18 protein-coding genes are annotated in these 22,969 nt (G+C 43.6%); 13 read left to right on the top strand and 5 right to left on the bottom strand.

The window, feature by feature from the left end:
* Nucleotides 1-169 precede the first annotated feature (169 nt).
* Both FWF39_RS00950 and FWF39_RS00945 read left to right on the top strand, forming a co-directional pair.
* On the top strand, nucleotides 170-754 hold the full coding sequence (locus tag FWF39_RS00950; RefSeq protein ID WP_343381560.1) for a hypothetical protein: 585 nt from the start codon (nucleotides 170-172) through the stop codon (nucleotides 752-754).
* Entirely contained in the window at nucleotides 736-1,431 is a 696-nt protein-coding gene (locus FWF39_RS00945; protein WP_343381559.1) for a hypothetical protein, read from the top strand. The genes FWF39_RS00950 and FWF39_RS00945 overlap by 19 nt, the downstream gene beginning before the upstream one ends.
* 564 nt (nucleotides 1,432-1,995) lie before the next feature.
* On the opposite strand, the gene FWF39_RS00940 is transcribed toward FWF39_RS00945, so the two are convergent.
* Nucleotides 1,996-3,345: a nicotinate phosphoribosyltransferase gene (locus tag FWF39_RS00940; RefSeq protein ID WP_343381558.1), complete on the bottom strand. Its 1,350-nt coding sequence runs from the start codon at nucleotides 3,343-3,345 to the stop codon at nucleotides 1,996-1,998.
* Nucleotides 3,346-3,502: 157 nt separating this feature from the next.
* On the opposite strand from FWF39_RS00940, the gene FWF39_RS00935 reads away from it, so the two are divergent.
* The 3 genes from FWF39_RS00935 (at nucleotide 3,503) to FWF39_RS00925 (ending at nucleotide 8,086) form a co-directional block, all read left to right on the top strand.
* Nucleotides 3,503-4,135 (top strand): DUF996 domain-containing protein, encoded by a 633-nt coding sequence (locus tag FWF39_RS00935; protein ID WP_343381557.1) that lies wholly within the window; start codon nucleotides 3,503-3,505, stop codon nucleotides 4,133-4,135.
* A gap of 481 nt (nucleotides 4,136-4,616) precedes the next feature.
* Nucleotides 4,617-7,187 carry an FtsX-like permease family protein gene (locus FWF39_RS00930; RefSeq protein ID WP_343381556.1) on the top strand — a complete coding sequence of 857 codons (2,571 nt, stop codon included), beginning with the start codon at nucleotides 4,617-4,619 and terminating at the stop codon, nucleotides 7,185-7,187.
* Nucleotides 7,184-8,086, top strand: a complete 903-nt coding sequence (locus FWF39_RS00925) for an ABC transporter ATP-binding protein (RefSeq protein ID WP_343381555.1) — start codon at nucleotides 7,184-7,186, stop codon at nucleotides 8,084-8,086. Before FWF39_RS00930 ends, FWF39_RS00925 begins: the two co-directional genes overlap by 4 nt.
* 28 nt (nucleotides 8,087-8,114) lie before the next feature.
* On the opposite strand, the gene FWF39_RS00920 is transcribed toward FWF39_RS00925, so the two are convergent.
* Nucleotides 8,115-8,807, bottom strand: a complete 693-nt coding sequence (locus tag FWF39_RS00920; protein ID WP_343381554.1) for a hypothetical protein — start codon at nucleotides 8,805-8,807, stop codon at nucleotides 8,115-8,117.
* 332 nt (nucleotides 8,808-9,139) lie between these two features.
* On the opposite strand from FWF39_RS00920, the gene FWF39_RS00915 reads away from it, so the two are divergent.
* The 6 genes from FWF39_RS00915 to uvrC all read left to right on the top strand — a co-directional run bounded on the left by FWF39_RS00915 (nucleotide 9,140) and on the right by uvrC (nucleotide 19,195).
* Complete coding sequence (locus FWF39_RS00915; RefSeq protein ID WP_343381553.1) at nucleotides 9,140-10,168, top strand: hypothetical protein; 1,029 nt, start codon at nucleotides 9,140-9,142, stop codon at nucleotides 10,166-10,168.
* A 189-nt stretch (nucleotides 10,169-10,357) separates the two neighbouring features.
* The gene (locus FWF39_RS00910) at nucleotides 10,358-11,713 is read left to right on the top strand and encodes a hypothetical protein (protein ID WP_343381552.1); all 1,356 of its coding nucleotides are present in this window, start codon (nucleotides 10,358-10,360) and stop codon (nucleotides 11,711-11,713) included.
* A gap of 106 nt (nucleotides 11,714-11,819) precedes the next feature.
* Complete coding sequence (locus FWF39_RS00905; protein WP_343381551.1) at nucleotides 11,820-12,113, top strand: OB-fold nucleic acid binding domain-containing protein; 294 nt, start codon at nucleotides 11,820-11,822, stop codon at nucleotides 12,111-12,113.
* Between the two features lie 285 nt (nucleotides 12,114-12,398).
* On the top strand, nucleotides 12,399-14,357 hold the full coding sequence (gene uvrB, locus FWF39_RS00900; RefSeq protein ID WP_343381550.1) for an excinuclease ABC subunit UvrB: 1,959 nt from the start codon (nucleotides 12,399-12,401) through the stop codon (nucleotides 14,355-14,357).
* Nucleotides 14,358-14,426: 69 nt separating this feature from the next.
* Nucleotides 14,427-17,315: an excinuclease ABC subunit UvrA gene (gene uvrA, locus FWF39_RS00895; protein ID WP_343381549.1), complete on the top strand. Its 2,889-nt coding sequence runs from the start codon at nucleotides 14,427-14,429 to the stop codon at nucleotides 17,313-17,315.
* 221 nt (nucleotides 17,316-17,536) lie between these two features.
* Entirely contained in the window at nucleotides 17,537-19,195 is a 1,659-nt protein-coding gene (uvrC, locus tag FWF39_RS00890) for an excinuclease ABC subunit UvrC (protein WP_343381548.1), read from the top strand.
* Here the strand turns inward: uvrC and FWF39_RS00885 are convergent.
* The 3 genes from FWF39_RS00885 to FWF39_RS00875 all read right to left on the bottom strand — a co-directional run bounded on the left by FWF39_RS00885 (nucleotide 19,148) and on the right by FWF39_RS00875 (nucleotide 21,124).
* Nucleotides 19,148-19,708, bottom strand: a complete 561-nt coding sequence (locus FWF39_RS00885) for a manganese efflux pump MntP family protein (RefSeq protein ID WP_343381547.1) — start codon at nucleotides 19,706-19,708, stop codon at nucleotides 19,148-19,150. The two genes, uvrC and FWF39_RS00885, sit on opposite strands and share 48 nt — an antisense overlap.
* 69 nt (nucleotides 19,709-19,777) lie before the next feature.
* Nucleotides 19,778-20,188 (bottom strand): nucleoside 2-deoxyribosyltransferase, encoded by a 411-nt coding sequence (locus FWF39_RS00880; protein WP_343381546.1) that lies wholly within the window; start codon nucleotides 20,186-20,188, stop codon nucleotides 19,778-19,780.
* Between the two features lie 363 nt (nucleotides 20,189-20,551).
* Complete coding sequence (locus FWF39_RS00875) at nucleotides 20,552-21,124, bottom strand: hypothetical protein (RefSeq protein ID WP_343381545.1); 573 nt, start codon at nucleotides 21,122-21,124, stop codon at nucleotides 20,552-20,554.
* 332 nt (nucleotides 21,125-21,456) lie between these two features.
* Between FWF39_RS00875 and FWF39_RS00870 the strand changes: the two genes are divergently transcribed.
* The gene (locus FWF39_RS00870) at nucleotides 21,457-22,323 is read left to right on the top strand and encodes a hypothetical protein (protein ID WP_343381544.1); all 867 of its coding nucleotides are present in this window, start codon (nucleotides 21,457-21,459) and stop codon (nucleotides 22,321-22,323) included.
* An 88-nt stretch (nucleotides 22,324-22,411) separates the two neighbouring features.
* A complete protein-coding gene (locus FWF39_RS00865; RefSeq protein ID WP_343381543.1) occupies nucleotides 22,412-22,963 on the top strand; it encodes a hypothetical protein in 552 nt (183 codons plus the stop codon).
* Nucleotides 22,964-22,969: the final 6 nt, after the last annotated feature.

Raw genomic sequence — 22,969 nt, 5'->3', positions numbered from 1 at the left:
TAAAGTTCGTCTAAGAAGAATATTAAGTGTTTGCCATATTCAACCAGTTGACTAACCCCCAAAAGCCTAAACAAAATATCGCCTACCCAAAAATATGCAAAGAAACCATGTTTTGTGTGTGAACATAATGTTTAAAAATTAACAAGCAACTGAGTTATTGGTGGTAACTGTGAATAAAGCGTTATCATTAACATTAATTTTTCTCATAAGCGCCTCATTTCTGCTGGTCTTTAGTCCTGTCTCAGCTTCTGAGTTAGTTGAGTACTCCTGGAATACAAAAACTCCCAGACCCGTTAATACCCCCTCGATGCCTTCGGGTGAAACTGTTGTTTTGGATAATAAAATCTACATTATCGGTGGTGACCCCACCCTAGTTTATGACCCGAAAACTGATGTCTGGACCACCTTAGCTTCTATACCCACACCAAGAACTAGTCCTCTTGTTGCTGTTTATCAAGGCAAAATTTATTGCATAAGCGGTCATGTTGAGAACTATAACTCAGTAATAGTGTATCGCTATGTCAATACAGTTGAGGCCTACGATCCCATTAATGACAGTTGGAGCAAAAAAGTTGCAGTACCCGTTGAGGTCGAATCAGTCATCCCGCCCATACAGATTGGTGTGGTAGATGACCAACTTTTCGCTATAGGCCTAAATGGCGAATTATATCAGTATATAGCCCATCTGCTGATAAATGGAGCAGTAAAGCCTCCCTATCCGTTGAAGCAACCTATATGCAAGTTTATGCGCTAAATAACCAACTTTTTGTTATAACCAAAAATGGGGAAATAACAGAGATGCATATGTACAATCCAGTTCTAAATACATGGACAAAAAAAGCCAACCCACCACTAACTGTTTATTCCTTTGTTATTGTGGTGGACGACAAGATACTTGGTGGTCATTCGCAATCAAATCCACACACGAACTGGCCTGAGTTAGGTCTTAGCATTTATGATTCAACAACCGATATCTGGAGTGAAGCCAACCCCAGCCCTCCAGTTAGACGTTTCCACCACTCTCAATCTGTTGGCGTAACCTCAGGCATTTATGCACCCAAACGGCTCTATGTTTTTGGTCAAGAACAACTTGACCTAAACACATTTCAAACATTTACTTGGGCCTATAATCCAGAAGATAACACTTGGTCAACTTCAAAAACTATACCTGACTCATATAGACCCTCTTTTGGCCACTTGATTGCTGTTGTTGAGGACACTTTCTACATGGGAACCTTTTACAACGCACAATATGACCCCAACCTAGGCATGCAATATCTCCCAATAGGTGTGCAATATGTTCCAATAGGCTACTCATATCATGAACAAATTTCACCTGAACCCTCCCCCTTAGAAACACTTACTTCTAAACCACAACCATCTAACCCAAACACTTCTCTAAACACCACTATTGCTCCGACCGCATTATAATTTAGTGTTGTATACAAGTAAATGTTGAATGATCATGTAACAAAGCAAAAAACGGTTAAATTAACCAAAAAGCCCTCAAACATTATGCAATAGAACTCATAAAAAGCAAACTATAGTGGAATAGTTTAAAATCTGCACCTTGCAAAATAGGTGTGCATAATTTTTTGCCGAGTTTCACATTTAGACACCAACCATACATCTTTTTTGCACATAAACAGAGCTGTTCCTCAAAAACACTACACTACCATCAGAACAAACACTACAGCACAACGCAAAAGTTAACCTATTCCGCTATAAAACACCAACATTAAATATAATCTGGTCAAAGCACTATCCTAGCGGCAATAATTCTAACAATTAGCTTTGCCATTGCGGCCGTCAGTATATTTTTTTATCTCAAAAAGGCACAACCAAACAAAAGAGCATTAAAACTAAACTAAACTAAAATCTGAAAAGTTACCGAGTTACTGATAAACGCAAAAGTCCTTCAAGCAAACTAAAGCGACATTTGTGCTACTTTGCTGTGCCATTCAATGATTTCTATAGAACAACCTGTTGATCTGGCTATAGATGCTCTTTTTCTGCTATTTGTTGTTTTAGCACTTCGACTAACTTTTGTAACTTTTCACTCAACTCAACCGGATAGAGCGGGGCATCAATCACTGTTTTGTATTTCTGCGGCAGTTGTGCTATATTTTTGGTTGCAAACCCCCGAATCTCCTCAAGCGATGGCAAACTAGACATTAATTTTCCCTTATCCATAACTTTAATAAGCATCGCCTCACCCTCTGAGGACTCATCTGCGAGGGTAATTACATCTTTTTTGAAAGTCCCATCATTGTTTCGAAAGCGATAAACCTGTTTGCGCCCCGGCAGAGTATTTTTATCCTTACTAAGTTTCATAATAGGGGAGAAACTCTTATCGGTGTTTTGTGTTTCACAGAGTTTATAAATAACATCAAGATAGGGCCGATCCGCGCTGGTTCCCATTTTAGTACCTACACCAAACGAATCAATCGGTGCAGCTTTCTCGAGCAACTCTGTGATTTTGTATTCATCAAGATCTCCACTGGCAAAAACTTTGACGTACTGCAACCCCTGATTATCCAATATTTCCCGAATTTTTCGGCTCGATTCCGTCAAATCGCCGCTATCCAGCCGTACTCCGCCCAAACAAATCCCCTTTGCCGCTAATTCTTTGGCAACCATGGCTGCTTTTTCTGCCCCTGCTATATCATCATAGGTATCGATGAGCAGAGTTGTTTTATTGGGAAAAGTTTTCAAAAAAGCCCGAAAAGCATCAATTTCTCTGGGATAAGACATGATAAAACTATGTGCCATGGTACCAAACACAGGAATACCATAAACCATACCTGCCAAGACATTGCTGGTTCCCCGACAACCCGCGATGTAGCTGGAGCGGGCTACTTTCATACCCGCATCGACACCGGGCTCTCTTCGCAGACCAAATTCAATAACAGATCTGCCCTGAGCCGCTTCCACGACCCGACTAGCCTTGGTGGCAATCATTGTCTGCAGATTAATCGAATTCAACAAAAAAGTCTCAACAAGCTGAGCCTCAATAATAGGTGCAGTTATACGCAAAAGCGGCTCATTGGGAAAAGCAACCGTCCCCTCAGGAACCGCCCAAACCTCACCTGTAAACCTAAAATTCCTCATATGCTCTAAAAAGTCTGCTTTAAACCCCTGCTTTTCTAAGTAACCCAGCTGTTCATCAGTAAATTTGATGTTTTGCAGATAATTTAGTACTTCTTCTAGGCCTGCAAAGAGAAAATAATTTCTATTTTGAGGGAGACGTCGAATAAAAAGATCAAAGGTTGCCGGCTCAAAATTTTGATTATCATAATAAGCTGCACACATGGTGAGCTCATAATAATCAGTGAAAAGACTCATGTTCTTCTCATTTAAGTATCCCAGAAAAGCACTCATGGCTAAGTTGAGGTGTCGCATTGATTTAATACTTTCTGCCCGAGTTTCGGTGGAATTCTGCACTGGGTATCATAAAAGTTTATCCTGATGAAAGATATGGCTTACTTGATGATGGGCATTTATGAGTGGCGTTAGTACCTCAAATAATCTTTTAGCTAAAATAGGCTCGGTTCTGTTGTTAATTCCAATATTAAACATCTTTGGGCTTGTTCTTGTTCTCTGGGGCATGAGAGTTTTCGTCGAACAATACAAAGACCGTAGTATTTACCGTAACGCCGCCGTAGGCACGATTTTTGGTATAGTTGGTCTCTATGTGCTAACTGTCACTCTGATTAGTTTTCTTCTTAGCTTATATTTCCCCTCAGTTGTTATATCAACCACTGACTCAGGAACCATAATAACCCGACAAATCACTCCGCTGATAGGTTTTAATGGCGTTGTAGCATTCAGCTTTATCTTGTTGATGGCTTTGTTCTATCGACGTACACTTAACACATTGGCGGCCTGCTCTGGCAAGCGCCTCTTTCGCTCCGCAGGCATAATGTTGTTTATTGGTTCAATAGTTCCATTGGTATGTACAGCTGTGGTCATTGTAGTGAATCAAATTTTGCTAATTGTTCTAAACACATCGTTCAATGGGTCACTTGCGGTAACAACAGTGATGTTTTCCGGTTCCCTTATGGTATATGTGGCCTTTATACTTCTGGCAGTCACTTTTCACTCACTTAAACAAACACAACCCCTTGAAATCTGATGTATTGTTGTATTGGCACAGTTAAGAATATGAAAAATGTAGTTGATGCAGTTTATCTGTGGTGTGTATTTCTTTTTGTTGCGTTCGTGTCATCTTTTTTTGGGAATCGGATTTTTGAGTCTAAATTTCGGATGGCTACTTTGTTGAGTGCTGTTTGATAGCTCTATACGATCTGTGCGTAAACTTAATATCACTACACAGAGTAAGGTAGAAAGAGAATTGCAATGTCGCTAATGTATCCCATTAGGCATGTGTTTCGCAACTGGAAACTTTTCACCGCTCTGTTAATCGGTATAACCTTGGCAGCAACATTTTTCGCTGGCATATGGGTAAAATCAGATATAGCATCTGATCAGTCGTTTAACAAGCATCTTGGCTCCCTCAAAGCTGATATGACGTTCCAGAACCAGTTCAACTACACAAACGTGCCCTTAGTAGTGCAAGATATACTTAATGTCAAGGTGTCACAGATGTTGAGATAGTGTCTCGGTCTTGGCAAGATTTAGGGTTCCCAGCTGATAACTATACCAATTGTCTTCTTTCTGTGCCGATGATAAGTTTTCCCAATAACTCTCGAATTTATGATGAATGGCTAAACAAACCCAGTGACGGTATACCTGAAAATTATACCTACATCATAACTGGCACACAGCTTGCAAATCGAACCGCCATTGGTGATGTCATTACCACTCAGATGACTTTCTACCAGCCAAAATACGACAACGCCTCAACTTTCGCCGTTAACTTGACAGTGGCTGGATTTGCAGAATTAACCGATGACGGTTATGCATACTGTACAGATAACCTCCGGGGTAATTCTATTGACTTTAGCGGTTATCGGAGTGATTTATTGATTATTGGCTGGGAGAGCACACTTACAAAGATGTGGACTTCCACATTGGATGGTTGTGGCACTACTCAAATAGGATTTATCATCGATGTGGACCGAGAAGATCTCATCAGTCCTTTCAATATCCAAGAATCAATAAATAACGTTGACCGAGTAGCTACTAACATCCAAAATCGTGTTCTTGGTAACTATCTCTCTTGGGGCTGGGTCGACAATATGCTCCGCAGTGCTCTATGGTCATATAACTATGATTCTCAAAATATGCTCAATGGTTTTATTATGGTTTCTATACCCATCTTCTTTGTTGCTTGGTATTTGGGCTATACCGTTTCTGATGTGTCCTTTAACATTCGCAGACGGGAGATTGGTTTACTCTCAACAAAAGGTCTCTCAAGCGGACAAATTCAACGGATGTTTTTAACAGAAGCATTAGTGATTGGTCTAATCGGCGGTTTATTGGGTACCTTTGGCGGTTTACTCTTAAACCAATATTATCTCGGTACAGTTAATGTGGCTCATATTTTCAGTTCAACTCTGTTAAATCCTATAGTCGCAGTAACTACCATTATTTTTGCCGTTGTTTTGGCTGTTGCGGCAGTATTTTTATCGGCTCGTAAAGCCTCAAAGATAGCTGCAGTTGATGCTCTTCGTAATTATATGCCTCCAAGCAAACCCTCACGAAAAATATTTCCACTAGTTGCTCTAATATTGGGTAGCTACAAGATTGTCATATTTCTATTAGGTGTGAACGTTCAGTATCTGTTTAATCAAATGAGCTTCCAGGGGAACATGTTTGTTTCTGTGCTCTCAGTTCCAGTGGTTATATTTGATCAGGCTATGACCTACATCGGTCCTTTGCTGTTCTTCTGGGGCTTCACAAAACTTGTCATTCTTGATTCAACTAAATTCCAAGCGGTAACAACAAAGATTTCCTCAGCTATGGGTGACTTGGGTGCTTTGGCCGCAAAGAACGTTAGGCGAAATCCCGCACGCTTGGCAGCCATAGCCTTTTTGATCGCTCTAATTATTGGTCTTAGTGTCCAAGTTACCGGACAAATAGCCAGTCAAGAGGACTATATTGAGCGTAATGTCCACAACAATGTTGGCGCTGACATAAGCGTGTCGGTGGCTAATGTGACTAGGAGTCAAGAAATTCTTAGTAATATAACCCAGAACGTATCTGGTATACGCAATGCAACCATAGAGCGCTCTCTTACTGCCTTTTCAGTGGGAGATAGGACTAGTTATATGAGTGTGCGAACCATAGAACCAGATGCGTGGGCTGAGTGTGCTTACTATGAAGATGGTTGGTTTAGCGGTGGCCCAAGCATGAATCAGATGCTTGCTGAGTTAAAATCAAACAACAATACTATCATTTTAGATCGGACTGTTGCCAAACAGCTTGATCTCAAGCTCTACGATGAGATAGCTGTGGATTTCTCTTCCTGTGCACGACAACTACGGGTTGTGGGATTCTTTGGCCCTGAACCTCAAGACAACAGCAATTCCTACTCTTACATCAACGGGGTTCAAACTCTCTATTCGCCATTTTGTTCTTATGTACCTCGAGATCTGTTTAACATGACTGAGGGCAGTGATATCTATGTCTTAGAATATTGGTCTTCCAAAATCTTAATCAGCATAGAACCAGGTGTCAATGGCACCGATGTCGCAAATCAAATTCGCGCTCTATACTTAGATGTATATGGCGTTCAATCCTTTGATGAGCAGTGGCGGCGTTCAGTTGAAATGGATAATCTTAACACTTACAACGATCTCCAAATTCTAGAGTTGCAGAATTTTGGTCTTATCTTTGCTGTTCTCTCAGCTTCAGTTGGTACCGCCTTGATAGCTATAGTTAGCTTAAAAGAACGTAGTCGCGAAGCTACTTTGATGAGTGTACGCGGCTTATCTTTTAGACAACTTGTATGGATGTTTCTCTCTGAGAGTTTGGCAATCATTACCTTTGCAGTAATCTTGGGAATAGTGGTTGGCGTAATTGTCATATATGGCAATATAACTGCGAGCAACGTATACATCAACTCCTACAATCTAGTAACTCAGCGCCTAGTTTTCCCATCTAACGCTTTTGTTGTCATAGGAACCTACGCTGCTCTCATATATGCGTCCACAATAGGTGCAATTTTAGTTATGACTAGTCAGTATGTTACTAAACTAGAAAAGATGGTTAGAACAAGATGAGCGGATTAAACATAAAAGTAAAAGATTTGGTTAAAATTCACCACACTGGACACATCGAAGTCCAGGCGTTAAGAGGTTTAAACCTTGAAATATCCTCCGGTGAACTCATTTCCATCATTGGTCCTAGCGGTAGCGGCAAATCGACCCTGCTAAATATAATCGGAGGACTTGACAAGGCCACTGCTGGCACAGTTACCGTAGGAGACAAAGTCGTTACAAACCTCTCTGTACGACAACTGGTTGATTTCCGCAGAAAAATGGTCGGGCACATCTTCCAAAACCTCAACCTAATCCCCACGCTTACCGCACAGGAAAACATTGAATTCTCCATGGTAGCCTCAGGTGTCAAACGCGATAAACGCAAAAAACGTGTACAGGAACTCCTAAATATTGTTGGTTTAGACGCCCGAGCTGACCATAAGCCAGAGGACCTCAGTGGTGGTGAACAACAAAGAATCGCCATAGCCTCCGCACTAGCAAACGATGCCCCAATTCTTTTAGCAGACGAACCTACCGGTGAATTAGACACCGCTAATGCACGAATCATCGCAGAGCATCTGGTCAAGATCAACCAAGAACTAGGAAAAACCATCATCATGGTTACCCATGACCCAAGCGTTGCCCGCGTTTCTAGTAGAATTCTGCGTATCGAAGACGGCGTCATAAAAACTGCCCTAGCCCCCTCAGAGGTTATTGGACAAGAAAAAGCCGCCGCTTCGTATGTAGATCAGATTAAAGCACGCATCATAGAAATTAACTCACAGATAGCTCAACTTGACACCGATTTACGCACAGACAAAATCGATGGCGACGAATACGCACATAAACGGCTAAGCCTCAAACAACTCCGCGACAGCCTAAAAGAAGAATGTAGCCGCATGGGCGTCATCCCCCCATAAACCCCTTTTACCCCAGATCCAAGACGCTCTAATGCGTATTTTCTTGTTTGATCATAATACTATCCCAAACTTTTCTCTTTACAAAGATAAATGAGCATACTGATGTGATAAAAGTAGTAAGGATTAGGATAAAGTTGGCTAATGTTACCCATTCTGGCACCTGAATCATGGCAACACATACTGCAACAAACAAATACAACGAGATAACTCCTGTTCCGAGTTGGGCGGCAATGATTAATTTTCTAATACGAAACGCTCCTGCTTTCATATGATTAAGGGCTGTCTCTATGTGTTTGGAGACATCGGGCAAATCATCAAGGAGCAATGTTAATCCGCCCAGCAACAGAAACCGACCCGCATTCACCGAGGCAACGGTGTTGTTGACCAAAAAAATAGTTGCTACCGATACAGGCGTAAAAAAAGTGACATAAATGGTGCCAACTGCTAAAACAAGAAAACCATATACATAGTGATGGAAAAGAAACCTGCCCGTGTGCAATTTTCGTCCCAAGAGTGCACTTGGAAAAACATTTAGAACTGCTGCAACGATAACGACCCAAAACACATAGCCATCAACAAGGTAGGGACTAAAAGGTTTCCAACCCGGATAAATCCAGTAGACACTTGAGAGAATACTCACTGCACAGGCTATAGTCAAGAGTGCGTTAAAAATCAGAGTTAAACTAAAGATCTTTTTGCAGATTATCCAAACCCGGCTCATGCCTTGCCCTCATAACCCAAAAATTAGAACCGATACGATATGAACATTATGTAACACAAGCAAGTTTGACGAGAAAAACTGATTCAAAAGCAGTTTGAAAACTAAACCCAAATAAGTCGGTCTCTTTCCTATAGAGTTTGGACAATGAGGATATCGAGGTACGCTGAGGCTAAAGGCGGGGAAATTTAAGCTGGAGGTCTGTGAGTGCTTTTTCCGCTACCGAGTCCACTTCAAATTATTTATGTAAACTATTTCTTTAGCCGTTTTTACAGCAAGGGTTTTTATTAACCCTCAACAATAGAGATAGCCGTTTAACGATTGGGGTTCATGATTTGGAGGCTGTCTGGTTTACCGTTAAAGAGCAGCGGTGGAAAATTGGGTTATTCGGTAAGTTTTCATGGACCGGAAACGAAGAACTTTGGGATTCAGACAACTGCACCATAAGCATTGCAAGAACCCTAAAAGACCAATGCTTAATTGTGGTTCGAAGCAACCAAACCAAATACAGCCACTACATGCAAAAAGATGTAGTGCTCCGCTACATGCTGGGATTTGAGATCTACAAGGTACCCCACGAACCCCAAACAGAAACCTATACCGCTCGAAATAACATCCCCGAAAAAAGAACCGGCCCAAAAGAACGCTGGGTTTTACAACTCGACGATAAACATTGGATCTGGGAGTGGGCCCAAAAAGACAAAGACATCACAAACTCTACAATCTACCAACTATACCACGAAATAGTCCATGAGTTAGTGCATCCTTCCATAAACCCAGACAATATCATAAAGGCTCAAGTTGAACCACAATCGGTAGAGCTGATTCCAATTATATATCAACCAAGTATTGATGCCCTAAAGAACTTTGTACGCGAAGTCCACTGTGCCAAAGAACCCCAAAACCCTGATGGTTCCTACACCATAGAAGTCTCTGTTCTCTTTGAAAATGAACGCCTCCGCCAGCACGGTATCTTAAATTCAATCTATGAGTGTATCCGCCGCCTCATATACGGCAGAACAATGGATCTAGAAACCTTCAAAATCAACATAGCTAAAAACCCCCAAAATAATACCTTCGTTTTCGAGGGTATCTATAGCGGTAACAACGAAATTAACGCTGACTCCATCCACGGAGACAAAGCTCCTCCGCCTCCACCCAAACATCCCATAAAATACTACTTTATGAACCAAAATCATCCTGTAGTATTTGTTAACACATCCAATCATGCAATGGCCGAACATGACACAAACAACCGCCTCTGGAAATGGGAATACATCCCCTGGCTATCTGATGCACCCATAAAACTAGGTTCTATGACAAGAAAAGAACTCGAGGCAAGCCTCAAAAAATCTAACAGCTAACAATAGCCGCCTCGTGGTGTCAAGGGCGTGTTTGCAATAGGCGGTTTCTCATATTTCTCTGGTATTTTTGTGTTATAATTCCGGGTTTGTTTGTGTTCTATTTGGTTTGTAGTTGTTGCGTTGGTTTAGTGTGATGTGAATAACACTTAATAATGCCCTGTTGTTTTCAGATAGTGAGGAAACGAAAGCTTGATTCTCAATGATATCGTAGAAGTCCTTTATGCACCACGTAAAGTATTCAAGCGTGTTGTCGCAAATCCCAAGTATCTTGGTGCAATTATAATATTTCTTCTCTTTATAGGTCTGCAAGTTGGTTATGCTTTTGGTCAATTCAGCAAAATCGAGTTGGAACAGACCCAGCCTGTTAGTGGTTTAATCCAAACATTTACAAACGCCACCAGCTGGGCAACGGCTCCAAATGTGAATTTAACCAACAACTTTGCTGATTACTACAACAATACTGTTTTCATAGCTAATCTGTTGCGTCCTCCAACTGATCCTTTGGCTTATTATCCTCTTTTTGGAAACTTTAGTCTTCAGATGGATGCTGCAAATACCAATACCCTCTCAGCAGCACTGGTTGACACAGATAATGTAGATTGTAGTGAAAATGGTTTCCAAAATCTCACCTTAAACATAAAGCTAGTTCAACCCATAACTGTTCCCAAAAACGCAACCTTAACTCTCTACTCACTTTCCGATAGCAATTACTATACTTACGATCTGACCAGCGATTTAGCTGGTGCTTCAGCTGTTAATCAATGGGGTAATTTAACTATCCCCGTAGGACCCAACGCAAAAGGCTGGAGCGAAACCGGCAATCCCCTGTGGGGCAACATAACCTCTTTGTCTTTGCAATTAGACTATCCCGATAGCCAAAACATAACCGTTCGCATAGGCGCCTTATTCTTCCGCGGCCTATACCTAACACCGCTGGAGTACAACAGTGTTGGTTTACTTGTACAGTTCCTCCAGGTGTATTCTCTCCAGTTTCTCTTCACTTGGATAGTTCTAAGCGGGATTATCTATCTATTCTGCAGAGCCCTAAAAAGTACAGTTCTTTGGAAACCGCTCTTTATTGGACTAGGGATTGCTATGATGGTTATGGTAATACGGGCGGCCATAGGTGTAATTGCAACTGCAACTATGCCCACAGTCTACTATCCCTTCGATGTATCATTTGGCACTCTCTTTGATCCTCTTGGCGCACTGTACTATCCAGCAAATGCCGTTTCCGCGCTTCTTCCACAGTCACAGGCAAGCCTTGCCGCCATAGATGCATCACTGGGTGTCTTTCGCGGTATTATCACCGTTATGTTCGTTGCATCCTATGTTTGGCTGATAGCACTGGGCGCTTTTGTTATAAAAGCAATCAAAGCACAACCCGTAATCATCCAACCAACTGAACCATCGCAAACCCCCATAGTAGTAAATGACTCTAAAGGGCTAAACCAGGACTTATCCACCATAAAATGCCTAATCATTTCTGCTATTAGCGTAGGCATAACGCTCTTGGTTCTATGGTTTATCCTAGGCGTTGTCTAAACGCTATACCTTTCTTCTCTTCTTTTTGTATCCGTTAATTATTGGGCAAGATTTATATCATACAAAGAAGAAAAAGCGTTAAGCGAACAGCTAGAAGTGAAGTAAATTGGTTGATATAAAAGACTTAGTCGATGGAATGAAACGGGTTGACGTAGAAGGCAAAATCGTCGAAAAAGGCGACCCGCGAGAAGTCAAATCCCGATTTAAAGATGAATCTTATCGGATAGTTGACGCCGTTCTTGCAGACGAAACCGGTAGCATAAAATTGACGCTGTGGAACGAGCAAATCGAGCAGGTAAACGTGGGCGACAACATAAAGATTGAAAATGGCTACGTAACCAGCTTCAAAGGCGAAACCCAGCTAAACGTCGGTAAATTCGGCAAACTCACCGTTTCCTAAACGCTCACTTTTTAGAGCACAATTTATTTTCTATCCTAAACACAACTATTCCTGTTATGTATGTGGCAAAAATTATCTCGCGGTCTTTCTATAGCTATTGTGTTGTTGGTTAGCGGTATTACTGATTTGGTAACGGGCGTCTTTAATTTTTTAGCTTATTCTGCAGATATTGCGTGTGTTGGTTTGTTAATTTTGTATATTTGTCTGCGCTTGAAATTGCCTAGTTTATAGACAAAACTTATTAATTCAAACGGTGGGGTCATTGTCGTTTACAGGGAAGAGAAATTGCAGTTTGAGCTTGTTTCACCGTACAAGATTTCTCCAGGCCAGCAGACCGCTATTGACCAGTTAGAGGCGAGTTTTAAAACCAAAGATAAACAGACGCTTCTGGGTATAACGGGTAGTGGTAAAACTTTTGTTATGGCAAATGTCATCAACAGGTTACAGAAACCCACATTAATCCTGGCACACAACAAAATTTTAGCCGCTCAACTCTATGGTGAACTTAAAGAGCTCTTTCCTCATAATCGGGTAGAATTTTTCATATCCTTCTATGATTACTATCAGCCTGAGTCGTATCTGCCGGCCCAGGATATGTACATTGAGAAGGACAGCACTGTTAACGATGAAATCGAAAAAATGCGTATGCATGCTGTCTCAAGTATTGTTAGCAGAAACGACACCATAATTGTGGCCTCGATTAGCTGCATCTACAGCTTGGGTAACCCTGATGACTTTCGCACTATGGCTATTGAGCTAAAAACGGGCTTGCCTCTGAGTCGAATTAAGCTTATCCACTCCTTGGTAGATATGCAGTATGAACGCAACGATCAGGCGCTTGAACCCGGCAAATTCCGTGTTCGAGGCGACACCGTTGATATCGTACCCTCCTATGAAAACGATATCATACGCGTCGAAATAAGCGCAAACACCATCTCGAAAATAAAAGAAGTGCATGCCATAACGGGTGATGTGAAAAACACCCTTGACCAACTTACCCTCTACCCCGCAAGACAATACGTGGTTCCCGAAGAAAAACACGCCCAAGCCATCGAGCACATCGAACAAGAACTCGAAGCACAGCTAAAAGGCCTGCCGCCTCTTGAAGCCCAACGGCTAAAACAACGAACAAACTATGACCTAGAGATGATTCGTGAAATCGGCTTCTGCTCGGGTATGGAAAACTATAGCCGCCACTTCGATGGCCGTAACCCCGGTGCACCCCCATTCACACTAATCGACTACTTCCCCAAAGATTACCTGCTCATTATTGATGAGAGTCACCAAACCATCCCCCAAGCACGCGGTATGTACAACGGGGATTATAGCCGCAAAAAAAATCTCGTTGACTTTGGCTTCCGCCTCCCAAGCGCACTAGATAATCGTCCCCTGCAATTCAGTGAGTTTGAACACAAAATGGGGCGTGTTCTTTTTGTGTCAGCAACGCCTGCCGAATATGAACTAGAAAAAAGCGGATCGCCAGTTGAGTTAATCACTCGACCCACCGGACTTCTAGACCCCGAGATAGAAATGCATCCCATTGAGGGTCAAATGCAGCATCTGATGGCCCAAGCAAAACAAACCATCGAACGAGGCGACCGCGTCCTAATAACCACACTGACCAAACGAATGGCAGAAGATCTGACTGATTATCTTGTCAAAGAAGGTTTTCGCGTACGATATATGCACAGCGAAATTGAGAGCCTTGATCGTATTGAGCTGGTGCGTCAACTCCGCATCGGCGAGTTTGACATACTGGTTGGCATAAATCTGCTCCGCGAAGGATTAGACATCCCCGAGGTCGCGACCATATTTATCCTTGATGCTGACAAAGAAGGCTTTCTGCGCGACGAGCGCAGTCTCATACAGACCATAGGCCGCGCCGCCCGAAACGTCAATGGCAAAGTCATTCTCTATGCCGATACCCAAACCCAGAGCATCAAACGCGCCATGGAACTCACCTACTACCGCCGTAACTTCCAAAAACGCTACAACCAACAATACGGTATCACACCCCAAACCATCATCAAAGCCGTCACCCTAAAAGAAAGCACCATAAAAGGCACCAAGCATCTCGCCAAATCCGATATCCAACGCCAAATCGCTGAATTAGATGCTAAAATGCGTGAAGCCGCCGAAAAATTAGAATTCGAAAAAGCCATCGAACTCCGCGACGCCATTGCCGAATTACAAAAAGCCCTTGCCTACAAAATAGAAAAAGCTGTGTCTAACCCAGAAATTTAGCTGTTTAGTGCAATAAGGTTCTAATGTTGCGAGCTAAAACAAGATAAACTCTACATTAGGCGAAAGGCAATGCGTGATAATATTTCAGTTAAAGGTGCACGAGAGCACAATCTCAAAAACATAGATTTAGAGTTGCCCCGCAACAAACTCATAGTCATAACTGGACTTTCCGGTTCAGGCAAGTCCACCTTGGCCTTTGATACCATCTATGCTGAGGGCCAACGACGCTATGTCGAGAGCCTCTCAGCATATGCACGCCAATTTCTGGGGCTGATGGATAAACCTGATGTGGATAGCATCGAGGGGTTATCTCCTGCGATAAGTATCGAGCAGAAAAGCACCAGCAAAAACCCCCGTAGTACCGTGGGGACCGTCACCGAAATCTATGATTATCTCCGATTGCTGTTTGCCCGCATAGGCACCCATCACTGCCCAAAATGCGGTAGCTCAATTCACCCGCAAAGCCCCGAAAACATCACAAGCCTAATCATGGCCGAAAAAGACAAAACCCTTGTGTTTCTAGCCCCCATCATACGCGGCATGAAAGGCACCCACGAATCAATCTTTGATGACCTCAAAAAAGAAGGCTACACCAAAATCCGCGTAGACCAAAAAATCTACGAAACCGACCACATAAAAGAAGAAATCAAACTGGTGCGCTATGAGAAGCACTGGATCGAGGCCGTTATAGATACTGTCACCATCCAAGACGACGAACGTAGCCGAATCGCTGAAGCAGTTGAGGGCGCACTTAAAACCGGCAAAGGCACCATGATAATCATAGATGCCACAAACACCGATGCCGGCAAGAAAAAAGAACTCGAACGTTTCGAGGGAGAAATCATGTATAGCACCTTTGGTGCCTGTCCCAACCACCCCGAAATCGTGTTTGAAAGCCTTGAGCCCCGCATGTTTAGCTTTAACTCACCCTTTGGTGCCTGCTCAGTCTGCCACGGATTAGGTGAAATCACCGAGGTCACAGCAGACAAAGTGCTCCCCGATAAAAACCTCTCCATCATAAACGGCGCCCTAGCGGTCTACAAAAGCACCATGGATCTTAGCTGGCGAGCCCAACAACTAACCGCAGTGGGCAAAAAATACGGCTTTGACATATTTACCCCAATAAAAGACTTCACCGAACAACAACTCCAAATCCTGCTCTACGGCGACAGCGAACCCATTAACGCCAACTGGTCCAACGGCGCCCACATGTCCATGAAAGACGGCTGGGAAGGTATCATCCCCCAAACCATGCGCCTCTACCGCCAAACCGAAAGCGAATGGCGCAAATCCGACATCGAAAAATTCATGACCAGCCGTCCCTGCAACGCATGTCACGGCAAAAAACTCCAACCCGTCGTATTAGCCGTTCAGATCCAAGACAAGAGCATAATCGATGTCACGGATCTCTCCATTGAAGACTCGGTGGATTTCTTCCAAAACCTACCCCCTAAACTAAACCAAAAAGACCTCTCCATAGCCAAACAAGTCCTAAAAGAAATCAATGAACGCTTAGGCTTTCTCAAAAACGTCGGCCTAGGCTATCTCACCCTCTCACGCGCCGCAAAAACCCTATCCGGCGGCGAAGCCCAACGCATCCGCCTCGCCACCCAAATCGGCAGCAACCTCATGGGCGTTCTCTACATCCTAGATGAGCCCAGCATTGGGCTACATCAACGAGACAACGCCAAACTCATAACCACCCTAGCCCGACTCCGCGATCTGGGTAACACCCTGATCGTAGTAGAACACGACGAAGACACCATGCGCCATGCCGACTACATCGTAGACATGGGCCCCGGCGCAGGCGTACACGGAGGCCACATCGTCGCCGAAGGCCCCCCAACAGCTGTCATGCAAAACCCCCGCAGCCTAACCGGCAAATACCTCTCAGGCGAACTACAAATCGAAGTTCCCCAACAACGCCGCCAACCCACCGATTGCCTCACCATAAAAAACGCATCTGAGAACAACCTCAAACAACTCACCGTAAACCTGCCCATAGGTGTCCTCTGCGGAGTCACCGGTGTCTCTGGCTCAGGCAAAAGCACCCTTATGAACCTAACCGTCATCCCAGCACTCAAACAACTCTTCGGCGAGCAAGTCGACAAAATCGGACGCCACCAAAGCCTCCACGTCCCCAAAGCCATACGCAACGTTATCGTCATCGACCAAGACCCCATCGGCCGAACCCCCCGAAGCAACCCCGCCACCTACACCAAACTCTTCGATGAAATCCGACGCATATTTGCCGCTACCAAAGAAGCCAAAGCACGCGGTTACGTAGAAGGCCGCTTTAGCTTCAACGTTAAGGGCGGCAGATGCGAAACCTGCCAAGGCGACGGCGTTTTGCGCATCGAGATGAACTTCCTACCTGATGTCTATGTACAGTGTAGCGAATGCAAAGGTAAACGCTACAACAAAGAAACACTCGCCGTACAATACAAAGGCAAAAACATCGCCGAAGTCCTAGACATGACCGTTGAGGAAGCCGCAAAATTCTTCGAAAACACCCCACAAGTTCACCGCAAACTCCAAACCCTCCTTGATGTCGGCTTAGGCTACATCAAACTAGGCCAAAGCAGCACCCAACTAAGCGGCGGAGAGAGCCAACGCATAAAAATCACCCGAGAACTCAGCAAACACAAAACAGGTCACGTCATCTATATGCTCGACGAACCCACAACCGGTCTACACTTCGACGACACCAAACGCCTTATCCGCGTCCTCAACCGCCTCGTCGACAACGGCAACACAGTCTACATCATCGAACACAACCTCGACGTCATAAAAAGCTGCGACCAACTCATCGACCTAGGCCCCGAAGGCGGCGCCGCAGGCGGACAACTCTTAGCCCAAGGGACACCCGAAGAAGTAGCCCAAAACCCAACATCATACACAGGTATATTCTTAAAAAAACTACTATCACAACAACAAACACCCAATAACCAACAATAACCAACAATCTTTGTCTATTCACTTTTAGAGACTTTATTCCAAAACCTGTCTAGTTTACGCCCAATAACCGCATCAACATTTACGTTCCACAATATTCTAAATCTGCCCGTCTCAAATATTGAATCGAAAGGTTATCACCAGCATAAATCGGCAATTCTCATAGATGGGGTGATGGAAATGCTTAATGCATGCCTTGATTAGTCAAATTACAGCGGCAAAACATGATTAAACTATCCAGTCCCTCGGATTTCAAAAGCTCCGATATACCCACTGATCCTGGCGTGTATCTCTATCGTGACGAACAAGAGACTATTCTCTATGTGGGTAAGGCCAAAAATCTTCGTAGCCGAGTAAAAAGTTACTTCTCAAGCATCGATCAACCACCCAAAACACGTCAGCTGCTTTTGCATATCCGAAGCATCGACTGGATTGTTGTCAACACCGAAGTAGAAGCCCTGCTACTAGAAAATAAGCTCATCAAACAACACACACCAAAATACAACATTGATCTCAAAGACGCCAAAAGCTACGCCTACATCTCACTAACCCGAGAAACCTACCCAAGGGTTTTAACCAGCCGCAAAGTCCACCGCAAACTCGAATCCTTTGGACCCTACACCGATGGATTTACCCGCCAAGACCTCCAACGCACCGTTGTTCGGGTGTTCAAGTTACGCACCTGCAAAAATATGCACAAACGTGCCTGTCTAAACTATCACATCAATATGTGCACCGCCCCCTGTACCGGCAACATAATCCCCGAACAATACGACAAACAAGTCAAAGATGCCCGTGCCTTTCTAAACGGCAACTATCAACAAACCATCGAACAACTCAACACTCAGATGCAAGAAGCCTCCCAAACTCAACATTTTGAGGAGGCACTTGAGTTACGTAAACAAATCGCCTCCATACGTCTGCTCACTGAGCGTCAAATTGTAGATAATGAGCGGCGTTTTGATCAGGATGTGATGGTGTTTAGGCGTGTTGGAGAAAAGATGATGGCGCTACAAATGGGGGTGCGCAAAGGGGTACTTTTGGGTAAAAAAGAGTTTAGTGTGGATTTGCAGCCCCAAATCGAGCAGGAATTTTTAAAAGCCTTCTACACGGCTAATCAGATTCCTCGCGAGATTCTACTCAACAAACCCGTTTGGATAGAACCCGACGAAAAGGTTGCTCTTGAAGAGTTTCTCGCAAAAAAACGCTTGGCACCTGTATCTTTGACGATTCCTCACAAAGCAGACAAGTTGGCTCTGATAAAATTGGCCGAAAAAAACCTTGAGTCTGGCCTCGAGTTTGACTCTGCTTTGGTAGATTTACAAAACAACCTCCATTTGCCTGTTTTGCCGAGGGTGATTGAGTGTTTTGACATATCCAACTTGGGTACTGAGCATGTTGTCTCGGGTATGGTGGCCTTCAAAGACGCCAAACCCGACAAAAAGAACTATCGTAAATTTAAAATTAAAACTGTTACTGGACAAGATGACTTTGCCAGTATACATGAGGTGGTGTTGCGCCGCTATAAGCGTCAAATTGAAGAAAACAATCCCCTGCCCGATCTGATTGTTATTGACGGTGGACCCGGACAGGTTAGCGCCGCCAAAGCGGCCCTTCAAACCCTGGGACTTCAAACTCCCATGTTTGGGTTGGCTAAAGAACGTGAAGAAATCTATCTCCCCAACGATCCTGTCCCCAGAGTGTTTGATAAAAACAGTACCATGATGCTTCTGCTCCGAAAAATCCGTGACGCCACCCATGATTTCTCACTGGGTTACAATCGCAAACGACGCCAGATGCAGATCCGCGAAGAGTTCAAACAACCCTCTAAGCGTTCAACCAAAAAGGTGCTCAAGCAAGATCCGCAAACCGATGAGAATTAACACTATACCCCCCACGATTTTTATTTTGTTACCAAAGAACCTGCCCAGACTACAGCCAAAGTAGACGCCAACAAACGACAACCCAAACGTAACTATACCAATTACTAAAATAGGCATCAAAATCTCTGTTTGGAGAAACGCAAAACTCAACCCCACCATCAGAGCATCGATGCTTGTAGCAACCGCTAAAACAAGCAATGTGTAGAGTTTGAGGTTTGCGGTTTTTTGTTCGGTTTCTTTTTTTGTCCCATCATAAACCATCTTGGCACCAATGAATGCAAGTAAACCAAAGGCTATCCAGTGATCCACCGTCATAATAATGTCTTGGAAACTAAGTCCAATGAGCCAGCCAATTATGGGCATAAGCATTTGAAAACCACCAAAAAATACCGCCGTTAAAAGGGTTGCTTTACGTCGTTTACTGTTCGGGGTGCTCATGCCGTTTGCAATCGAGACTGCAAAAGCATCCATAGCTAAACCCACAGCAATCAAGACGATGGTTATGGCATCCACGGCTTATCCCGTCACCATTTTTTAGATTGGATGATATAGGCCTTACGCTGGCTGTTAAGTAAAGTCAGGTTAGAGAAATTGTTTTAGGGTTTCTCCAAGCTCGTTGAAAGTTTTGAGGATTTTATCTGTGTGCACAACTATCCAAGGGCTGACACAGGGTAGCTCTGTTACAACAATAACATGTTTGCCTCTGCGTTTTGCATAAAACATCTCCATGCAAGCGCCCGCCGAGAGAACTGGCAAATACACAACCATAATATCGCACCGATCAGCATCGGCCAGATCGCGTTCTACAAAATCAAAGGTGGTGTAGGTATTCCACCAACATTCCTCGGTGCCTTTGTAGAGAACTTTTTCACGATTCCAAGGATCAATAACTTCTAGTCCCAGCGGAGTGCATATGTCTTTTATGGTTTGGCGATAGCTTTGGTTGTTTTCCATACCCAGTATGGGACCTGAAATGAAAACCTGCTTTACCACAACATCCCCGCTAAGGTGCAGTTCTCACACCTAATATGCCTTCCCAAGCAACTCAGTTATTGATTTCGTGATCGTACCTTGGATTTCCTAATTGTAAGCTATGACGACAAACAGATCGCAGTTGTAGCCTCTTATTAGGACATGCTTAAAATCACCGTGGCGTGAAGACTTTTGGTTTTGGAGCTTGTGTTAATGCTGGCGATTGTTTTTGTTTCACCGCCTGAACCAGTCGTCAAACAAGCTTAACCAACCTGTGTCTCCACATTAACAGACACAATAACAATTGTTTAACCAGCTAACTAACTGTAATAGTTGATGTTGCATCTATTGCTGAGACCTCTTGACATGCATTTATTGATATTGTTATGAGGTTAGGGGGTGAACGTTTTGTGCGAAACTATCTGCAAGTGCTTGTGTGTCTGCGGTTCCTAAGATGAGATATTCGCCATTATTCAACCTTATTATAAGGCTGGTGGTGTTAGTTGTTGCTACATAAGCAGTTGCTCCATTTCCCAAAGTGAACCTGCCTACATTTGTGTCGTCAAAGTTGGTTCCGCTTTGTTTCTGTAAGTTAAAGTTACCTGAACCTATTTGCCTAACAGACGCCGTATCAATTTCCTCAGAAGTAACATTTTTGTTGCCTTTGACACCCAGAAGGGTTCCCAAAGAAACAAAACAAGGCGATTCAACATTTATGTATCCATCGCCAACAGTCACTACTGATGTCGTTTGTTGACCCGCTATAACGTACACAAAAATACCGCCAAAGATTATCAGCATTATCCCTATGATTGCCCTGATATATTTGCTACGTAAACCTGCCGCTATACCTACCATTCCATAAACTGGCAACGTTTTTAGCCGGTTACGTAATAACAAATTCACTGTCAACAGAACAATACCGCTTACTACCAAAATTACTACAACTATTTTCAAAACAGCCGGCAGTACTGGTTGTACAGTGAAGTGCTCAATCGACATGTAACCAATCTGTAGTTAACTATAGCGATATTCCATATATCATCTGTAACAAAGAACTCCGCAGTAACGGCAGAAATGTGTCTGCTTCTGTTTACTTTATTTAAGAATATATTAATATATCCTGATTTCTTGGTAAGCCTTGAGAAATTTGGTTACCGTGCGATTTTACAATAAATATTTTGGCTGTTTAACGGTGGTTGTTTGTAATTGTGACCTGCGAAGGTAAGCCGATCGGTGGGTTGCTGTAAATCTTATTAGCTCAGTTCACATTTAGTGCTTCGGTGTCCATGTCTAAGAGTAGCTTACTGCAACAAAAAATTGAAGCTTTCGATAAAGCTACTGCAATAAAATGTGAGGTCAATCTTGTATTGGGGGCTCTCAAGGGTTTTCGTCAAAAATTTCCCTTCGCTGAGAACTTGGCTTCTATAGAGTGGCTTGATCCGGATCGTCTCTTCAAAGTTAATCCCGATCAAGTCGGTGAGTTCTTTGGGTTTCTTGAAAAAAACCTCAATCTGTCGGGTACTTCAACTCAAAACAGTTCTAATGCTTACCGTAATGCTCGTTTGCAAATAAAAGATCTCAAAAATCTGCTTCGCATATCAGTAGATGATCGTAAATCTTTGGCACAAAAGATCGATGCACCTTGGGAGCGAATCGGCGGGTTTGGGCAGGATAAGGTGGTTGCTAAAAAAATCATTTACTGCTTTAACTATGAAAAGGGTACTGTGTTGCCGGTGTTTGGCAATCAGCATCTGCGTCATTTTGTTAACCGAACGGTAGGTACGGCTACTTTGAAACCCAAGTATCTCTCACTGGGCCAAGAATATGAGCACTACACCTCCGAGTTGTTGAACCTAAAAAACAACTTTTTGCCTACCAAGGGTTGGGATACGCTATATTTTGCGCGTTTTCTTTATGCCGAGTTTCCGCCGCCAGATAGCGAACCCCAAACGAGCTCTGAGCGTAGTAGGGGGAGCGGTATGGTGGTGACTGAGGAGCAACTGGATTTGCAGGGGTTTATGAAGCTTTTAGGTGAGCTGCAAAAGCAGGGGGTTCTCTCAGGCGAAGAGTTTAGAGAGAGTCGGGATTTGTGGGTGCGCCAACCTGATGAGCGTGAAGCGTTGATGTTGCGGCTAAAAAAGCTGGTCCTATAACCGGCTATTTGCTACTCATTTTTGGTAAAAAACCTTTATATGATAATACTCATTTTTGAGTTATTACTCAAATCTGAGAGTGACCTATGTGTCTATTGACCTCAAATCCCAAAACCTCAAAAAAGCCATGGCCGCCCTAATGATAGGCGTCGTTGCAGGCGTAATAGCCATCTTTGCCGAAAGAGCCGACACACTCTTCACAGGAGGCAATTTCAACACACTAGGATACATAAACACCTACACCTGGATTCTTGTTTCAGCCGTCCTGTTTGGATTTATAGGAGCTATCATAACAACCGAGATCCAAGCCCTAATCGGACTCATCACCGCATCAAGCCCCCTCTCCCCGCTGTGGCCCATCATAAACCTCCTCTTTGCCCTAGGCGTAGGCGCAGCCGCCTTTGCCTTCACACGTTTCCGTCCCCAAGCAAAACTCAGCACCAAACTCTTAACCATGAGCACCATCTGCGCAATCCTAGACATCCCCCTAGTCTATGTAGTAATGGTCATGGCCCTAGGACTACCCTACATAGTCTACCTCGGAGCCCTTCCCATCTACATCGTGTTACAACTTATCCCCTCAACAATTCTAGCCTACCTCCTTGTCAGAACCCTAAAACGTTCCAAAGTCATCCCCTAAGGCACC

Origin of the sequence: Candidatus Bathycorpusculum sp., from assembly GCF_009778815.1 — an archaeon.
In the GTDB taxonomy this organism is placed as follows: domain Archaea; phylum Thermoproteota; class Bathyarchaeia; order Bathyarchaeales; family Bathycorpusculaceae; genus Bathycorpusculum; species Bathycorpusculum hydrogenotrophicum.
Note: the sequence above shows the minus strand (reverse complement) of the source record. Positions and strands in the feature narration are given on the sequence as shown.

What these genes read in the sequence shown, in the direction of transcription:
- FWF39_RS00945 (WP_343381559.1), top strand. Translation starts at nt 736, where the DNA reads ATGCAAGTTTATGCGCTAAATAACCAACTTTTTGTTATAACCAAAAAT.
- FWF39_RS00940 (WP_343381558.1), bottom strand. Translation starts at nt 3,345, where the DNA reads ATGAGTCTTTTCACTGATTATTATGAGCTCACCATGTGTGCAGCTTAT.
- FWF39_RS00935 (WP_343381557.1), top strand. Translation starts at nt 3,503, where the DNA reads ATGAGTGGCGTTAGTACCTCAAATAATCTTTTAGCTAAAATAGGCTCG.
- FWF39_RS00925 (WP_343381555.1), top strand. Translation starts at nt 7,184, where the DNA reads ATGAGCGGATTAAACATAAAAGTAAAAGATTTGGTTAAAATTCACCAC.
- FWF39_RS00920 (WP_343381554.1), bottom strand. Translation starts at nt 8,807, where the DNA reads ATGAGCCGGGTTTGGATAATCTGCAAAAAGATCTTTAGTTTAACTCTG.
- uvrA (WP_343381549.1), top strand. Translation starts at nt 14,427, where the DNA reads ATGCGTGATAATATTTCAGTTAAAGGTGCACGAGAGCACAATCTCAAA.
- uvrC (WP_343381548.1), top strand. Translation starts at nt 17,537, where the DNA reads ATGATTAAACTATCCAGTCCCTCGGATTTCAAAAGCTCCGATATACCC.
- FWF39_RS00870 (WP_343381544.1), top strand. Translation starts at nt 21,457, where the DNA reads ATGTCTAAGAGTAGCTTACTGCAACAAAAAATTGAAGCTTTCGATAAA.